The organism is Nicoliella sp. ESL1149, assembly GCF_058107265.1.
The window spans coordinates 399,111-414,102 of sequence record NZ_JBYLUE010000004.1; the positions used below are offsets into that span (position 1 = coordinate 399,111).

Annotated in this window: 16 protein-coding genes; 8 read left to right on the top strand and 8 right to left on the bottom strand. The window is 33.0% G+C overall.

What is annotated here, in order from left to right; translation table 11 throughout:
- Positions 1-106 precede the first annotated feature (106 nt).
- The 3 genes from AC3B6G_RS07915 to AC3B6G_RS07925 all read left to right on the top strand — a co-directional run bounded on the left by AC3B6G_RS07915 (position 107) and on the right by AC3B6G_RS07925 (position 2,252).
- Complete coding sequence (locus AC3B6G_RS07915) at positions 107-451, top strand: alcohol dehydrogenase catalytic domain-containing protein (RefSeq protein WP_489849872.1); 345 nt, start codon at positions 107-109, stop codon at positions 449-451.
- A gap of 57 nt (positions 452-508) precedes the next feature.
- Complete coding sequence (locus tag AC3B6G_RS07920; protein ID WP_489849873.1) at positions 509-1,042, top strand: zinc-binding dehydrogenase; 534 nt, start codon at positions 509-511, stop codon at positions 1,040-1,042.
- Between the two features lie 70 nt (positions 1,043-1,112).
- A complete protein-coding gene (locus AC3B6G_RS07925) occupies positions 1,113-2,252 on the top strand; it encodes a DUF3290 family protein (protein WP_489849874.1) in 1,140 nt (379 codons plus the stop codon).
- A 56-nt stretch (positions 2,253-2,308) separates the two neighbouring features.
- On the opposite strand, the gene AC3B6G_RS07930 is transcribed toward AC3B6G_RS07925, so the two are convergent.
- The 6 genes from AC3B6G_RS07930 to glyA form a co-directional block, all read right to left on the bottom strand.
- A complete protein-coding gene (locus AC3B6G_RS07930; RefSeq protein WP_489849875.1) occupies positions 2,309-3,700 on the bottom strand; it encodes a DHA2 family efflux MFS transporter permease subunit in 1,392 nt (463 codons plus the stop codon).
- Positions 3,687-4,127, bottom strand: coding sequence for a MarR family winged helix-turn-helix transcriptional regulator (locus AC3B6G_RS07935; protein ID WP_489849876.1), 441 nt, complete (start codon positions 4,125-4,127; stop codon positions 3,687-3,689). The genes AC3B6G_RS07930 and AC3B6G_RS07935 overlap by 14 nt, the downstream gene beginning before the upstream one ends.
- A 430-nt stretch (positions 4,128-4,557) precedes the next feature.
- On the bottom strand, positions 4,558-5,013 hold the full coding sequence (locus AC3B6G_RS07940) for a MarR family winged helix-turn-helix transcriptional regulator (RefSeq protein WP_489849877.1): 456 nt from the start codon (positions 5,011-5,013) through the stop codon (positions 4,558-4,560).
- An 86-nt stretch (positions 5,014-5,099) separates the two neighbouring features.
- Positions 5,100-5,900 (bottom strand): CPBP family intramembrane glutamic endopeptidase, encoded by an 801-nt coding sequence (locus AC3B6G_RS07945; protein ID WP_489849878.1) that lies wholly within the window; start codon positions 5,898-5,900, stop codon positions 5,100-5,102.
- A gap of 100 nt (positions 5,901-6,000) precedes the next feature.
- A complete protein-coding gene (locus tag AC3B6G_RS07950) occupies positions 6,001-6,924 on the bottom strand; it encodes an L-lactate dehydrogenase (protein ID WP_489849879.1) in 924 nt (307 codons plus the stop codon).
- A 183-nt stretch (positions 6,925-7,107) separates the two neighbouring features.
- Positions 7,108-8,340 carry a serine hydroxymethyltransferase gene (gene glyA, locus AC3B6G_RS07955; RefSeq protein ID WP_489849880.1) on the bottom strand — a complete coding sequence of 411 codons (1,233 nt, stop codon included), beginning with the start codon at positions 8,338-8,340 and terminating at the stop codon, positions 7,108-7,110.
- 334 nt (positions 8,341-8,674) lie between these two features.
- Between glyA and AC3B6G_RS07960 the strand changes: the two genes are divergently transcribed.
- The 3 genes from AC3B6G_RS07960 to AC3B6G_RS07970 all read left to right on the top strand — a co-directional run bounded on the left by AC3B6G_RS07960 (position 8,675) and on the right by AC3B6G_RS07970 (position 10,662).
- Complete coding sequence (locus AC3B6G_RS07960) at positions 8,675-9,472, top strand: methylenetetrahydrofolate reductase (RefSeq protein ID WP_489849881.1); 798 nt, start codon at positions 8,675-8,677, stop codon at positions 9,470-9,472.
- A gap of 14 nt (positions 9,473-9,486) precedes the next feature.
- Positions 9,487-9,933, top strand: a complete 447-nt coding sequence (locus AC3B6G_RS07965) for a nucleoside 2-deoxyribosyltransferase (RefSeq protein ID WP_489849882.1) — start codon at positions 9,487-9,489, stop codon at positions 9,931-9,933.
- 72 nt (positions 9,934-10,005) lie between these two features.
- Positions 10,006-10,662 carry an NAD(P)H-dependent oxidoreductase gene (locus tag AC3B6G_RS07970; protein WP_489849883.1) on the top strand — a complete coding sequence of 219 codons (657 nt, stop codon included), beginning with the start codon at positions 10,006-10,008 and terminating at the stop codon, positions 10,660-10,662.
- 41 nt (positions 10,663-10,703) lie between these two features.
- Here AC3B6G_RS07970 and AC3B6G_RS07975 read toward each other — a convergent pair whose 3' ends face one another.
- Both AC3B6G_RS07975 and AC3B6G_RS07980 read right to left on the bottom strand, forming a co-directional pair.
- Positions 10,704-11,372: a type 1 glutamine amidotransferase gene (locus AC3B6G_RS07975; protein ID WP_489849884.1), complete on the bottom strand. Its 669-nt coding sequence runs from the start codon at positions 11,370-11,372 to the stop codon at positions 10,704-10,706.
- A gap of 100 nt (positions 11,373-11,472) precedes the next feature.
- Entirely contained in the window at positions 11,473-12,384 is a 912-nt protein-coding gene (locus tag AC3B6G_RS07980) for a DMT family transporter (protein ID WP_489849885.1), read from the bottom strand.
- 572 nt (positions 12,385-12,956) lie between these two features.
- On the opposite strand from AC3B6G_RS07980, the gene AC3B6G_RS07985 reads away from it, so the two are divergent.
- Positions 12,957-14,405 carry an anthranilate synthase component I family protein gene (locus AC3B6G_RS07985; RefSeq protein WP_489849886.1) on the top strand — a complete coding sequence of 483 codons (1,449 nt, stop codon included), beginning with the start codon at positions 12,957-12,959 and terminating at the stop codon, positions 14,403-14,405.
- Positions 14,402-14,992, top strand: a complete 591-nt coding sequence (locus tag AC3B6G_RS07990; protein WP_489849887.1) for an anthranilate synthase component II — start codon at positions 14,402-14,404, stop codon at positions 14,990-14,992. Before AC3B6G_RS07985 ends, AC3B6G_RS07990 begins: the two co-directional genes overlap by 4 nt.

Genomic DNA, 14,992 nt, shown 5'->3' on the forward strand with positions numbered 1-14,992 from the left:
AGTTAATTTTTTGTAGCCAGATTTATTGACTTTAATTTGTTATGATACTAACATTTATTGTATAAATGGTTGATAATAGTATTATAAATTAAAGAGCTCTATAGATATGAAAGCAATCGAATACAATGAATACGGTGATAATTCTGTTTTGAATTTAGTTGATAAAAAAGCACCTAGTCCTAAAGAACATGAAATTGTGATTGAAAACAAAGCTGTTAGTATTAATCCAATGGATTGGAAATTAATGAAAGGATTCATGCAAAAAATGATGCCGTTACAATTCCCAATAACGCCAGGATTAGATGTAGCAGGAATTGTTAAGTTAGTTGGTTCTGCTGTAACCAGTTTTAAACCAGGTGATCGAGTCTTTTCTTTTGTTGCTACTTATAAGGGAACATACCAAGAATACACGGTAACGGATGATAGTTTAACTGCAGTCCTACCTAATTAAGTATCATTTGAAGAAGGAGCAACCATTCCAGTTGCAGGATTAACTGCTTGGCAATCTTTGTTTGAAGGTCTGGATATTCAATCTGGTGATAGATTACTTATTCAAGGTGGTGCAGGTGCCGTTGATATGTTTGTGATTCAACTTGCTAAAAATGCTGGTGCTAGAGTTTATGTAACTGCAAGTCCTAATCATGATGGTTTTTTAAAGGATTTGGGAGCTGATGGTGTTATCGATTACCATAAAGCTAATGCCTTTGAGGACGTTGATAAATTTGATAAAGTCTTAGACTTAATTGGTGGTAAGACACTTGAAACAAGTTATGGATTGGTTAAAAAGGGTGGTTCCATTGTTTCAACAAGTGGTATGCCTGATCAAAGCACTTGTGCTAAATTAGGAATTAAAGGTTTATTCAACAAAACTGATGTAAAGCCTGACGTTTTAAGTAAAATTGCTAAACAAATTGCTAATAAAGATATTAAAACAGTTATTTCCAAGCAGTTTAATTTTGATCTTGAAAATGTTAAGAACGCCCTTCAAGAAAGCGAAAATGGGCACACAACTGGTAAGCTTGTAATTAAATTTAATGTCTAACAAAATGATTTAAAAGCGTTTAGTACTCATCATACTGAACATTTTTATTTGTAATGGATGAGGGAAAAATATGAATTTATATTCTTATGATTTTGTGAACAAAAACTATGATTTTTTAAATTACTTATTTTTAGTTGTAATGATTGTATTTGGTATATTATTATTATTTTTTGGAATCAAATATTTAAGGAATCGAACAAATCTAAAATTTCGTGATCTTTTAATTATTTTATTTTTTATGGTGTTATTAGTGATCGGAATTCAAATTAGTAACATTAGCAATAATAACTATTCGCATGGTCGTCAGACCGCCAGTATGATGAGACAGATCAGTCATGATAAACACGTTAGTTTAAAAAATATTTATACTGATTCAACGACAATTAAGCAAGGGATGATGATTAAAGTTAATCGAAAATACTACATCGTTAATTTGGATGCCAATCAGACTGGATATCAGTTATCAAAAATTAAAGCCATTCCGAACAAGGTAAATTACGTTAATAAAAATGATTTTTCACTTAATATCTTCAATAACCTTTATTTGCTATTGGGATTAAAGCTCCTGATTGGTTTCTTTGTATTAGTTCTACAAATTAATTTATCAGGTAAATCTAATGTTGCCCAATCAACCGTTATTGATCAAATGCAGAACTATGTTTTAGGTGGAATCATTGGGGGAGTACTTTACAATACTTCAGTAACATTATTAACGTTCATTATCGTTTTACTCTTATGGTCTATTATCATTTTTGGATGGCGGATATTGGCTCGAAACTCCAAGTTCTTTACTCGAATAATGGTGGGGGAACCCCTAACAGTAATCAAGAACGGGCACGTAAATGTTGATGTACTTTTGAGAAATGGGATGACCGCGAGTGATTTAATGTTTTACTTGAGAAGTTTAGGAGTTGATAATTTCCGAAGCGTTAAGAACGCCTTATTTGAACGAAATGGGACGTTAACCGTACAAGGTAATAATGATACCATTACGTACACTGTGATTATTGATGGTGAAGTTGATAAAGAAAATTTAGCGGATGCAAACGTTAGTGTCAATCAATTGAAAGCAGCGTTAGTCCGTAATGGCAAACATTATGATATTAATCAAGTATTCTTAGCATCCATTACTAATGGTGATCTATCATTTGTATTGTATCCACAACAAAATGAAGTTGTTATAGATAAGAAGTTGGATGTTCAAAATTAAGCTTAAATAAAAAAGAGTTGTACATGGAGTACAACTCTTTTTTATTATGCTGTTATCTATTTAGTAGTTTTGTTTTTAAATAATGCGATTGCTAAGATAATCATTTGAATAACCATTAAAACTAATAATAAAAGTAATCCATGTTGGGCCCCAATCGCAGTTCCAGCAGCTTTGGAAACACCCTTAGCATTTTGACTGAGGGCAACAATAGCTGAAATAATTGAAGTCCCAATGGCACCGGCTAATTGTTGAACCGTATTGTTAATGGCGTTTCCATCTGAAGCTAATTTATCGTTCAAGGAACGAATACCATTCGTCATTAAATTACTGAACATCATTCCCATCCCAATCATGTAAATGAAGTAAAAGACCATGATCAATGGATTGGATAGGTTCAATCCAAAGATGAAAAATAATAGGTTGGCAATAATCATAACAATGGAACCGACCATCAATGGCATTTTAGGACCAAATTTATCAAGTAACTTACCAGCAAAAGGTGACATACAAGCACCTAATGCAGCTCCTGGTAGCATAATCAATCCAGCCATCAAGGCACTCTTACCATTAACTAATTGAACATAGTTAGGTAAAATAAATGATAATCCTAAAGTAGTAAATTGAAGGGCAGCAATTGAAAAGACATGACTACTAAAATCAAAATGGCAGAGTGTCTTTAAATTAATGATTGGGGTTTTGAGTTTATTTGAACGAACTACCCAAACGATCATTGCTAATATTCCAATAATAATGAAAGATAAACTTTCAAACATAGCACTACCTAATTCACTAAATCCAAAAACCAAACCACCAAAAGTAACAATGATTAATAAAAAGCTTGGAATATCGAAGTTAACTTTTTCAATTGGGCTAGATTGTCTAATTGTACTCATTCCTAAGAAAAGAGAAATTACAATCAATGGAATTAATAGAATGAAAATGTAACGCCAGCCAATCGATGAAACAACAGCGCCACCGAAAACAGGTCCGATCGCAGGAGCAACGGCAGTGATCAATGAGCCAAAGCCCATCATCATACCTTTCTTTGCATCAGGAACTTGTTCCAAGATAATGTTGAACATTAATGGTAATGATAGACCAGTTCCAAAACCTTGAATTGCTCGGCCTAAGATTAACAATGAAAATTGTGGTGAAAATGAATCAAGTAGTAGACCAATCAAAAATAGAATATCAGCAACAATGAACACACTCTTCATTTTATAACGTTTCTTCAAAATTGCTGATAGTGGAACAATAATTGCGATAACTAACAGGTTGATTGTAGTCATCCATTGAACAGCATCAGTGGAGACATTGAATTGATTCATTAGGGTTGGGAATGCAATATTGACTGCAGTTTCTCCAATGACACCACAAAATGACATCAGTCCTGCTGCTACAATTGATAACATCAAACGTGGTGAAATATTTTCCTCAGTATTTACCATAACTGGTATTACCTCCATAAATAAGTTTATTTAATAAATTGATTAACTGGTGAGACTCTTCTTCTGATATGGGTGAATGACGTTTTTGAATTTCAGCGTTATAACCATCATTTACTATATTTCTGATTCGAAGAGCTTTATCAGTCAATGTAATCCTTTTGAGTCGGGCATCTTTTTCATCAGTATGCCTATTGATCAAGCCATGAATTTCCATCCGATGTATTAAAACTGATACAGTTGATCTTTTCACGAGCAGCATTTTTTTAATATCACGTGGATAAATTCGTTGACCTTGATGGGCATACAAAAAATTAATTACCATTAGTTGATGACCAGTTAGTCCGAATTTCTTGGTGTAGTTATTAAAATCATTACCAATTTGATTTGAGGCAATTCTTAATAACTTGCTAATGACTTCATGATTCATTTTATGCCCTCTCACAATTTATTTGTTAGGTAACTAACAAATATTATAATAACACAATTGTTTCTTTTGTGTAAGGAATTAAATAAATAAAAAAATCATCCTTGAAACATCAAGGATGATTGAATAATTATTTATTATATTAGACATGAGAAATGTAATTTAATAACTAAATGTAAAAACAATAATATTAAGTTATTTTAAATAAAAATCTTTTTTGTACGAATACGTAAGTAAATTGCTTATTATATTATTGTTTATGAAAAGCGTAATGAAACTATTTCTAATATTTATATTTACGCAAATATTCCAAATAATTGGGATAGTAAATAAATTATATATAATCGTTCACTCACGGTTCTCTTTATAGATTCAAAGTGCTTTTCATAAATGGGAATTGTTCATAATTTTGTTAGCAACCCTACGAGACACTTCACTTCGGTGGAGTGTCTTTATTATTGGAGAATTTTGAAGCCACATTGATGACTTTATTTAAATTCACCATAAAGTTACAAATCTCATCCTTGCTCATTGTTTTACTTAGCAGGTCATTTTCGATTTTAAAGTAATCAGGAATTTCATCATGAATCTTTAATGCTTTTTTTGTTAATCTAAGTTGTTTTAGTCTCGCATCATGTTTATCAGGAGTACGTTTGACTAGGTCGTGATCTTCCATTATATTGAGTAAACCTGTTGCGGTAGATCTTCGAACTAAAAGCATTTTTTCAATGTTCTTTTGATAAACATGAGTATCTTGATGATCGAACAGGTAATCAATAATTAAAACTTGATTACCAGTTAATCCAAATTTTTGTGTGAAACTATCAAACATAATAATCATTTGATTTGAGGCAATTTTAAGTAATTGTCCTACTGATTCTTTTTCCATAATTTATGCTCACTCCATTGTTGGCTATCTAATTTTTACATATTAACTTGATAAAAATTTTATGATTAGCCCAATATTTTTATTAGCTAATGATTAGAAATTTGTGTTAACCAAACTAAACGATTTTTTAATTTTTGGGGACGAAGCAGAATGAACATTAAACCGACGAAAAATATGAACATGAATATAGCAATCCATTCTCCTTGCCAAACCGATTTAATGGGGGAGTCGCTAATCGTATTTTTATAAAACATGCTGTTAAAATCCCATAAAGCATGAATAGCCATTGGCATCCAAAGTGCTCCAGAACGCACATAAAATGCACACAAAAATGAACCAATTGAAAGCGCAAAAACGACTTGAACAAGCGTTGTTAACAAGCTTTGGCGAGTTAAATTCATTAAATGCATTCCACCAAATAATAAACTTGAACCGATGACTGATAAATAAACGTTCTTTAATGATACATTTTTAAAAGTACTTAACATTTTGGGAAACATAATTCCGCGACATAGTGTTTCTTCAAAGAAACCAACGAAAAGAGCAAAAGAACCAATTAAACACCCAATGATAACTGGATGTGAATAATGGGTTTGACTCATTGTTGTTCTAGTCATTGCAAAGATAATTCCAATTGTGACAATAAAAGGGAGGACCACGTCCTTAGCATTAACTTTAAAAGAAAGTTTTTGTTTAATAAAGAAGTGATTTAATAATAAAATTATGACGATCCACATTATTTCACCAGGAAAGAGGGAATAAAGATTATCTGTTAGGATTTTACTGTGAGTATGAAATGGCCAGATCATTTTAAATATCCAGGATGAAATAGGCAAAATAGCGATACTAATAAATAAGTATAACCAAGTTATTGGTTTCGAATGCATAGTGAATACTCCTTTAAATATAATGTTTTCATTATCTATGCGTTAATGAAGAGTGTCAAATAAAAAATCAACCATTTTTAAATAATGGTTGATTTTTAGATTAATCCTTGTACTTATTGTAGTATTCTTCAATGTAGTTAACTGAATTTTGGAATTTGGCTTTTTCTTCATCAGTTAAGTCTAGATGAACTTGACCAACAACACCCTTTCGACCGATGATAGCAGGATATGAAATATAAACGCCATAATCTTCACGATAATTAGATGCTAATAATTCTTCATGAGCATCACTAATAACAGCGTTTGCTAATCGAACTCCAGCAGTTGCAACACCATAGTTAGTATAGTTCTTACCATAAAAGACAGTAAAACCACCCTTAATGGCATCTTTTTCTAATTCATCTAAGTTTAGATTTCTTTGTTTAGCAAGTTCGGTAATTGGTTGATCAAAGACCTTTACGGTAGACCAAGCAGTGAATTGAGAATTACCATGTTCACCTAAGTTATAACCACTAACGGATCGAGGATCAACATCTAATTTTTCACCAACTGCACGTTTCATTCGGGCAGTATCTAATAATGTTCCAGTTCCAATTACTTGGTTCTTTGGTAAACCAGTGTATTTTTGATAAAGTTGAGTAATGACATCAACAGGATTAGTGATGGCAATTAAAACACCATTAAAACCAGATTCTTTGATTTTAGCTGAAACTTCTTTAACGCTCTTACTGTTTCCTGGTAATTCAACAAATCGATTACCGTTAGAAGTTTCTTGTAATTTAACGTTTCCAAGCGCTGAAATGATAACATCTGCGTCCTTCAATGCGGCATAATCATTTACAATAATATTTGTGTGAACAGGTAAATTTGCCATTGCTTCTCTAAAATCAGTAGCATCTGAAACGACCTTAGCTTCATTTTTATCAATTAAAACTAAGTCATCTGCAAATCCACAAGCGACAATGTAATGGGCAACCGTTGAACCAACGTGTCCAGAACCAATAACTCCAATTTTTCGACTCATATATATCATTCCTTTGCATAAAATTGTTATAATTCTATCACAAAAATTAAGAAAAGCAATCTTTAAAATAAAAAAAGGCTTTTATATGTTGATATAAAAGCTTTTTTAAAATTGATAATAATATTATTAATAATTTTGATAACAATTATTTAGAAATAAAATACTGATAAAAAATATTGTAAATTAACGTGTAATAGGATGTTCCTTGACTAAAAGTGAAACTGATTCTTTTGCATTTTGTAAAATTTCTGGATTGCTAGGATTGTTTAAAATATTAGTAATAATTTGGGCTACTTTTGTTGCAGCTTCTTCATTAAAGTTACGGCTAGTGATGGTAGGAGTACCGATTCTAATTCCTTCCATCGTCGAACCACTTTCTAATGGTAATAACTCTTTATTGGTGGCAATTCCAATTGAGTAGAGTAAATTGGCTGCTTCGTCACCCGTGAGTCCAATTTTGTTTAGGTCTAATGTCATTTCATGGTTTTCTGTCCCACCAGAGACAACTCGAATTTTAGCATCTTCGTTGAATACTTTTGCCATTGCCTTAGCATTTTTAATGACTTGTTCAGCATATTCTGTGAACTCTGGTTGCAAAGCTTCCTGATAAGCAATTGCTTTAGCGGCAATGACATGTTCTAAAGCACCACTTTGTGAAATCGGGAAGACGGCATTGTCAATTTGATCAGCATATTTTGCTTTTGCTAAAATCATCCCACCACGTGGTCCTCTTAATGTCTTATGGGTAGTTGAAGTTACAACGTCAGCAACATCAACTGGATTTGGATGTAATCCGGCAGCAACTAATCCAGCGATATGAGCCATGTCAACCATCAAGTAAGCCCCAACTTCATCAGCAATTTTTCTAAATTGTTGCCAATCAATGATATGGCTATATGCAGAAGCTCCAGCAATAATTAATTTAGGATGGACTTCCATAGCAATTCGCTCGATTTCCTGGTAGTCTAACAATTCTGTTTTGGGATCAACACCATAAAAATGAGCATCATATAGTTGTCCAGAAAAATTATGTTTCTGACCATGAGTAAAATGACCACCAGCATGTTCACTCATTGATAAGATCGTATCGCCTGGCTTTAAGAAAGCAGCATAAACGGCTTGATTAGCTTGAGTCCCAGAATGGGGATGGACATTAGCATATTCAGCATGGAATAGTTTTTGGGCACGTTCTTTTGCAACATTATCAATTACATCGAGGGCTTCATTTCCAGTATAAACTCGCTTGCCAGGATAACCAACGGCATATTTATTTGTTAAAATTGAACCTTGAGCAGCCCGAACTGCTTTTGATGCAATATTTTCTGAAGCAATTAATTCAATTACGTTTTCTTGACGTTTTTCTTCTTTTTGAATAGCGTTCCAAATTACGGGGTCTTGATCTGAGAAGTTATACATAATTTTTCCTCCTAAAATTAAAAAAGACGCCCTTGTATAAAAATACAAGGGCGTCAATAACACTGTTCCACCTAGTTTTTATATTAAGCTCACGCTCAATACCTTAGTTTCTTAATGCGCATTAAGAATTCGATTTCTATTCAGATATGACTTGACTGCCTTCACTAGTTTATTTGTACGTCGTTTTCAGACTTTCAGGCGCTCTCTGGTCAAATAAATTTAGTTACTACTTTCAAGTTGATATTAGAATAAACGAAAAATAATTATTTGTCAAATTGTTTTTTGAAAAGTTTTGGAAGATAATAGATTTAAAAACTTAAAAGGAAAATGAAGAATGGTAAAAATGTCGTTTGAGGTTTTAGCGAAGCAAGACGTTAAACCAATGTTAAAGGAGTTAGTTGACCTTAAGCCAGCTTTTATTTCAATTCCATCTGCGGCGGGTGGTCATTATGATGAGATCGATCGAATTGAGCTTGCTAGCTGGGTTCAACAAAAATTTGGAACAAAAATGATGATTCATGTAACCGGTCGTTATCATACTAAACAGGATATTGATAATTTCGTTATCAAAATGGAAAATAATCATCTCAATAATGTTCTTGTTTTACAGGGTGATAAGATTAATGGGAAACGACCTGCTGGTATCTTTCAACATGCCAATCAGTTACTTGAGTATTTAAGGAAACAAGATAACAGTTTAGTAATGGCAAGTGCTTGTTTTGCAAGTTCAGATAAAGATGTTATGAGTCAACAATTACCATTCCTAGTTCAAAAACATCAAGCGGGGAGTAGTAGTTTTATATCGCAAGTTTGTTTTGAAAACCAAGCGATACTAGAGTTACAAAGGCAATTAAAAACTGTGAAGCTAGACAATTCCTTGATTGTTGGCATTATGCCAATCATCAGTAAGTCTCAGATTGAACATATTGCTGCTTTTCCAGGAATTAATTTACCTACTTCCATTAGTAAGATAATGACCAACTACGCAAACGATGAAATTGCCTTTCAACAGGCGGGGATTGAACAAATTGTCGTGCAGATTAAAGAACTTCAAAATCATGGGATTAATCGGTTTCATATCTATACAATGAATAATTTATCTATAACTAAAAATATTTTAGCTCAATTATAAGGAGTAGATTTATTATGGCAAAAATATATCTTTCAGCACCATTTTTTAGTAAAACGCAAATTGAAAAAATTGAACAAGTTGAAACGGCATTAAATGATAATCCGACTGTTGAAGCCTTTGTTTCACCACGAAAAGATTCAGATGGTTCCGGTCATGAACAAGGATCATATTCCTGGGCCAATTCAATATATAAGTGGGATATTGAAGCTATTCGTTGGTGCGATAGTACGATTGAAATCCTTGATTTTGATGAAGCTGATACAGATGCTGGAACTGCTTATGAAATGGGCTTTGCTAAAGCTTTAGGGAAGTCAACTATGACGATTTCCTTGGATCATTATCCAACCAATTTAATGTTAGGGATTGGATCTGATTATCATTTTAAATCTGTTGAAGAGATTAGAACCCACGATTTTAATCGTCCAATGAGTCGAGATTTTGATGGCGTCTTAGGAAATTAAGCATATTGATTGGTTATTTTTGAGGATTATGGTAATTTAAATAGTATACGATATTAATCAGAAGGTGACATTATGGATAAGAATGAAGAATTGATTCAAATTGCACATCGTCGTTATGCAACTAAGAAGTATAATCCAAATAAACATATTTCCGATAAGGATTGGAAAACGATTATGGAAGTCGGTCGACTATCTCCAAGTTCAATGGGATTTGAACCTTGGGAATTCTTGTTAATTGATAGTGATGAATTAAAACAAAAAATGTTCAAGGATGCTTGGGGTGCTCAACATAGTTTTGAGGGAGCAGATAAATTCATTGTAATTTTAGCTCGTAAACACATGAACGCAACATCACCACATATTAAGCACATGAGTGAAGATGTTCAAGGACATCACTTTGATCCTAATTCTGCTTTTACCAAAAAGGTGATTGATTTTCAAGAAAATGATTTCCAGTTAAATACGGATCGTGAACTGTTCGATTGGACTTCTAAACAAACTTATATTCCGTTGGCAAACATGTTAACGGCTGCGGCTGCGTTAGATATTGACAGTTGCCCGATTGAAGGTTTTAATCGAGCAAATATAGATAAAATTTTAGCTGATTACGGTGCCTTTGATCCTGAAAAGTGGGGCGTTTCGGTAATGGCCAGCTTTGGTTATCGTGATCAAGATATTACACCAAAGAAACGGCAACCAATGGAAGCTGTCTATAGGGTAATTAAGTAAAATAAAGCACTTAGTAAAATTAATTTACTAAGTGCTTTATTTTATTTCGTTATAAAATCCAATAACTTGAACATAACAGTTTTGTTTTGATTTGGAACGGGATGATTGAGAATATCAGTTGAATTTTGATGTAAATCATTATTGTCTAGTGCATAACTTCCATCATTAACAACCATTTCTCTTACGTTGTCAGCTTTCGGTTCAAAATGAAATTGTAAACCAATGACATTATTATTTAATAAAAAGCCTTGATTTTTAACTAGGTCGGAACTAAATAATAACTCTGCCTGTTTGGGAACTTCAAACATTTCCTCATGCCAATGAAGAGCATCTAAGGTATCGGGGATTCCTGGAATTGATCTACTTTGTAAATGAACAGGAGCCCAACCCACTTCTTTGTGCGGAGCTTTTCCAATATGACAGTTTAAAGTTTTAGCGATTTGTTGGGCACCATAACAAGCACCAAAAATAGGTTTATTATCGTTTAACATCTTTTGAATAATATTACGTTCTTCTTTAATCCAAGGGATATCATCGTTAGGACTCATTGGACCACCTAGAATGATTAGAAGGTCAGTTTCCTCAGCATTTGGAAGTTTTCCAAATTGATAGGGATGATAAACGTACATTTTATGACCATTTTGATTTGACCAGTCTTGAATACTACCTGGACCTTCGTTTGGGGTATGTTGCAATACATTTATTCGCATAATAACCTTTCACATCAACGGCAATATTTGTTTTGGTTACGCCTGCAATTACCAAGATTAACGATAATTATATTCTTTTCGGTTCGTTAATTCAATTGATTTAAAATAATTTAACAATCACGACACCAATAAACATAACAATAATTCCTAGGTATTGAACGAGTGTGATTTTCTTCTTGCTTGTTCCAATCCCAAAACGATCCAGAATGATGCCGCCTAATAAATTACCAAGTAACGTTAGGATAACGACAGTTCCTGCTCCAATGATTGGACTTAGATAAGCATTGGACATGACGAAGAAGGCCCCTAATGAACCACCAATCCATATCCACCATGGCTTTCCTGTTCCAACAGCATTTTTAACATTATGATAACCACGATCCGTGAAATAGGCAATTATAATTAAAATTACAGCACCAATGAAGAATGATACTAACGCAGCATGTCCAGAAGATTCTAATACTATTCCTAAATGACCATTAATAGGTGCTTGCGATGCTTGAAACATACCGGCAATTAATCCAATTAGTTGCCATAATGTTTTATTGTTCTTATTGTCTGATTTGGCTTTCTTTTTGATAACAATCATGAGAATTCCAAGTAAAAGAATGACGATTCCAATTAATCGCATAATGGTAAAATGATGAACGGGGGCATCAAAGAGAGCAAAATTATCGATGATCATTCCCATTATAATTTGTCCAAGAATTGGCAATACGACCGTTTGGACGGCGCCTAGATAAGGGAAAATAAGGATGTTAGCGGTTAGGCCAATCACTCCTAATGCTCCACCGAGCCAAATCCAAAAAGGTTGATTGGTAAAAACGTTTAACGGAATTAATAATGAATTTCCTTGAACAACATTAGCCACAAAAAGAGTGATGGTTCCAATGATAAAGGAGACCATTGAAGCTAAAAATGCTGAACCATGCATTGTATTTTTTAATTTAGTGTTGATCGAAGTTTGAATTGGTAAAATTAATCCAGCAATTACACCAATAATAAATAGCAATTTTCTGTACCTCTTTTCTTAAAATATAATACAAGGATAAAATTTTACATTATAAATTTTATCATAATTAATGGGTTTAAAGACTATTAAATCAATATTTAACCATTAGTAATGGGTTTTATTTTTCAATGTCTAATATTTTAAATTCAAAATTATTGTTGACAAATATTAAGCAAAAGGATAATATTAATCTCAACAAATTAAATGATTCGTCCATAATAAACCAATGAAGTGGAGATCAAGACTGTTGTGCACGCTAAGAGAGTCGCTAGTTGATGGGAATGCGATCGAACGCAAGCAGTTAAATGGACCACAGAGGGTTCTTCCAAAAAGAAATGAGTACGGAGAAACGTTAGGCATACGTAAGTTGCCGGGGGTATGAACACGTACCTCGCTAAAGGGAGATGATTTTAAGATACTTTTTCAGGTGGAGTTTATCCATTTATTTTAAGTATCTTTAAATGAATCTAAATAAGGTGGCACCGCGGAAGATTATCCGTCCTTAACAAAGCACTTGTTGCGTTGTTATGGGCGGATTTTTTTGTACAAAAAATTCGATGAGGTGAACTACTTTGAAACTAACGATGAAAGAATATCCATTTGTAACATTTAATTATGTAGCTAAGATGAATCATTTTGAACCTTTTAAGTTGATTGAACATTACGATGTAAAGCATGAACAGAGTATGGTATTTGATTATCAAGATGGCCGTTATACTGCTGTAGTTGTTAACCCAAAGGCTAATATTGAAATCAATAATTATAAAATAAAAATAAACAAGAATAATGGAACAAAGACAGAAATTCAAAAAGATCCAATCACATTTTTAAATCAAGTCTATCAAAAATATCATATTTCAAGAAATCAAAATGATTCAATGTTAAGAGCAGGTTTGATTGGTTACTTTAGTTACGATTTTGCAAAATATAGTTCTAATAATCACTTAACGGACACTCCTGATAAATTAAATTTAGCGGATGTAGATTTATTTCTACCAGACATCATGATTACTTACGATCATTTAAAAAAAGAAATGACGTTATCAAAATTAATCTCAAAGCAATTTAGTGATGCAGAAAAAGCAAAACTACAAACAGATTTAAAAAAATATGCCGATGAGATTAAATCAATCATTGAATCAGAAGATAAGAATTATCCTCAATTAACTATTACAAAGGATTTTCAAAATCAATTTAGTTTAAAAGAATTTCAAGAACGCGTTGCAAAAACAAAGGAACATATCTTAAAAGGTGACATTTTTCAATTAATTTTATCTAATCCTTACATTGCGTCAGCGCAAGGAACATTGCTCAATACTGCTAGATACTTACACCAAAGTGTTTCATCCCCATATCATTTCTATTTTGCCCATAATGATTTTGAAACAACTGGTGCTTCACCTGAAACGTTAATTCGTAAAACTGATGAAAAATTATTTAGTTATCCATTAGCAGGGACAAGACGAAGGGGAAGAGATAAAAAAGAAGATGATTTCTTTGCCAAAGAACTTCAGACAAGTCCTAAAGAACTTTCCGAACACAATATGTTAGTTGATCTAGGTAGAAATGATTTAGGTCAAGTTAGTCAATTTGGAACGGTTAAGGTAACTAGATTAAGAAAATTATTGAAATTTAGTAACGTGATGCATTTAGGATCTGAAATCGTTAGTGTTGCTGATCAAAGATTTACGCCAATTGATATTATTAGTGCAATCTTACCAGCTGGAACTTTATCAGGAGCTCCAAAGTCATCAGCAATTGATATCATTAATAAATTAGAAAATCGTAAACGCGGAATTTATGGTGGTGGCATCGGATTTATCAATTTTAATGGTGATGAAGATTTATGTATTGGAATTAGATTGGCATATAAAAAAGAAAACGAATTAGTTGTTCATTCTGGAGCAGGGATTGTTGCCAACAGTGATGCTGATCAAGAATATCACGAATTTGAAAATAAAAGCCGTTTAATGATGACAGCATTATCACAAACGGATATCAAGGAGGAAGCGAAATCATGATTTTATTAATCGATAATTACGATAGTTTTACTTATAACCTTTTTCAAGAAGTTGGTAATTTAACTGATCAATCAATTGAAGTTATTAAAAATGATCAAGTGACACTAGCTGATTTAAAAAGACCAAATTTAAACGGCATCATTTTATCTCCAGGACCAGGCCGACCTGAAGAAGCTGGAAATATGAACCAAGTTTTAAAGGCAGCAATTGGACAAGTTCCGATCTTAGGAGTGTGTTTAGGACACCAGGCAATTGGGGAAGTCTATGGAGCAAATGTTGTTTTAGCTCCTCAAATCATGCATGGAAAAACGGATTTGTTAACGAAAAGATACGACAGTTTATTGTTCAATGACTGTCCTAAATCTTTCACAATTGCCCGTTATCACTCACTTGTAATTGATCCCAAAACGCTTCCCGTTAATTTAAAAGTAACTGGGATGGGGACGGATGGAACGATTCAAGCAATATCCGATGATGAGAATCACGTTTATGGAGTTGAGTTTCATCCCGAATCGATTATGACAGATCAAGTGGTTGCTCATCAGATTTTCACTAATTTTCTAAATTTAACGAATGTAAAAGCATAA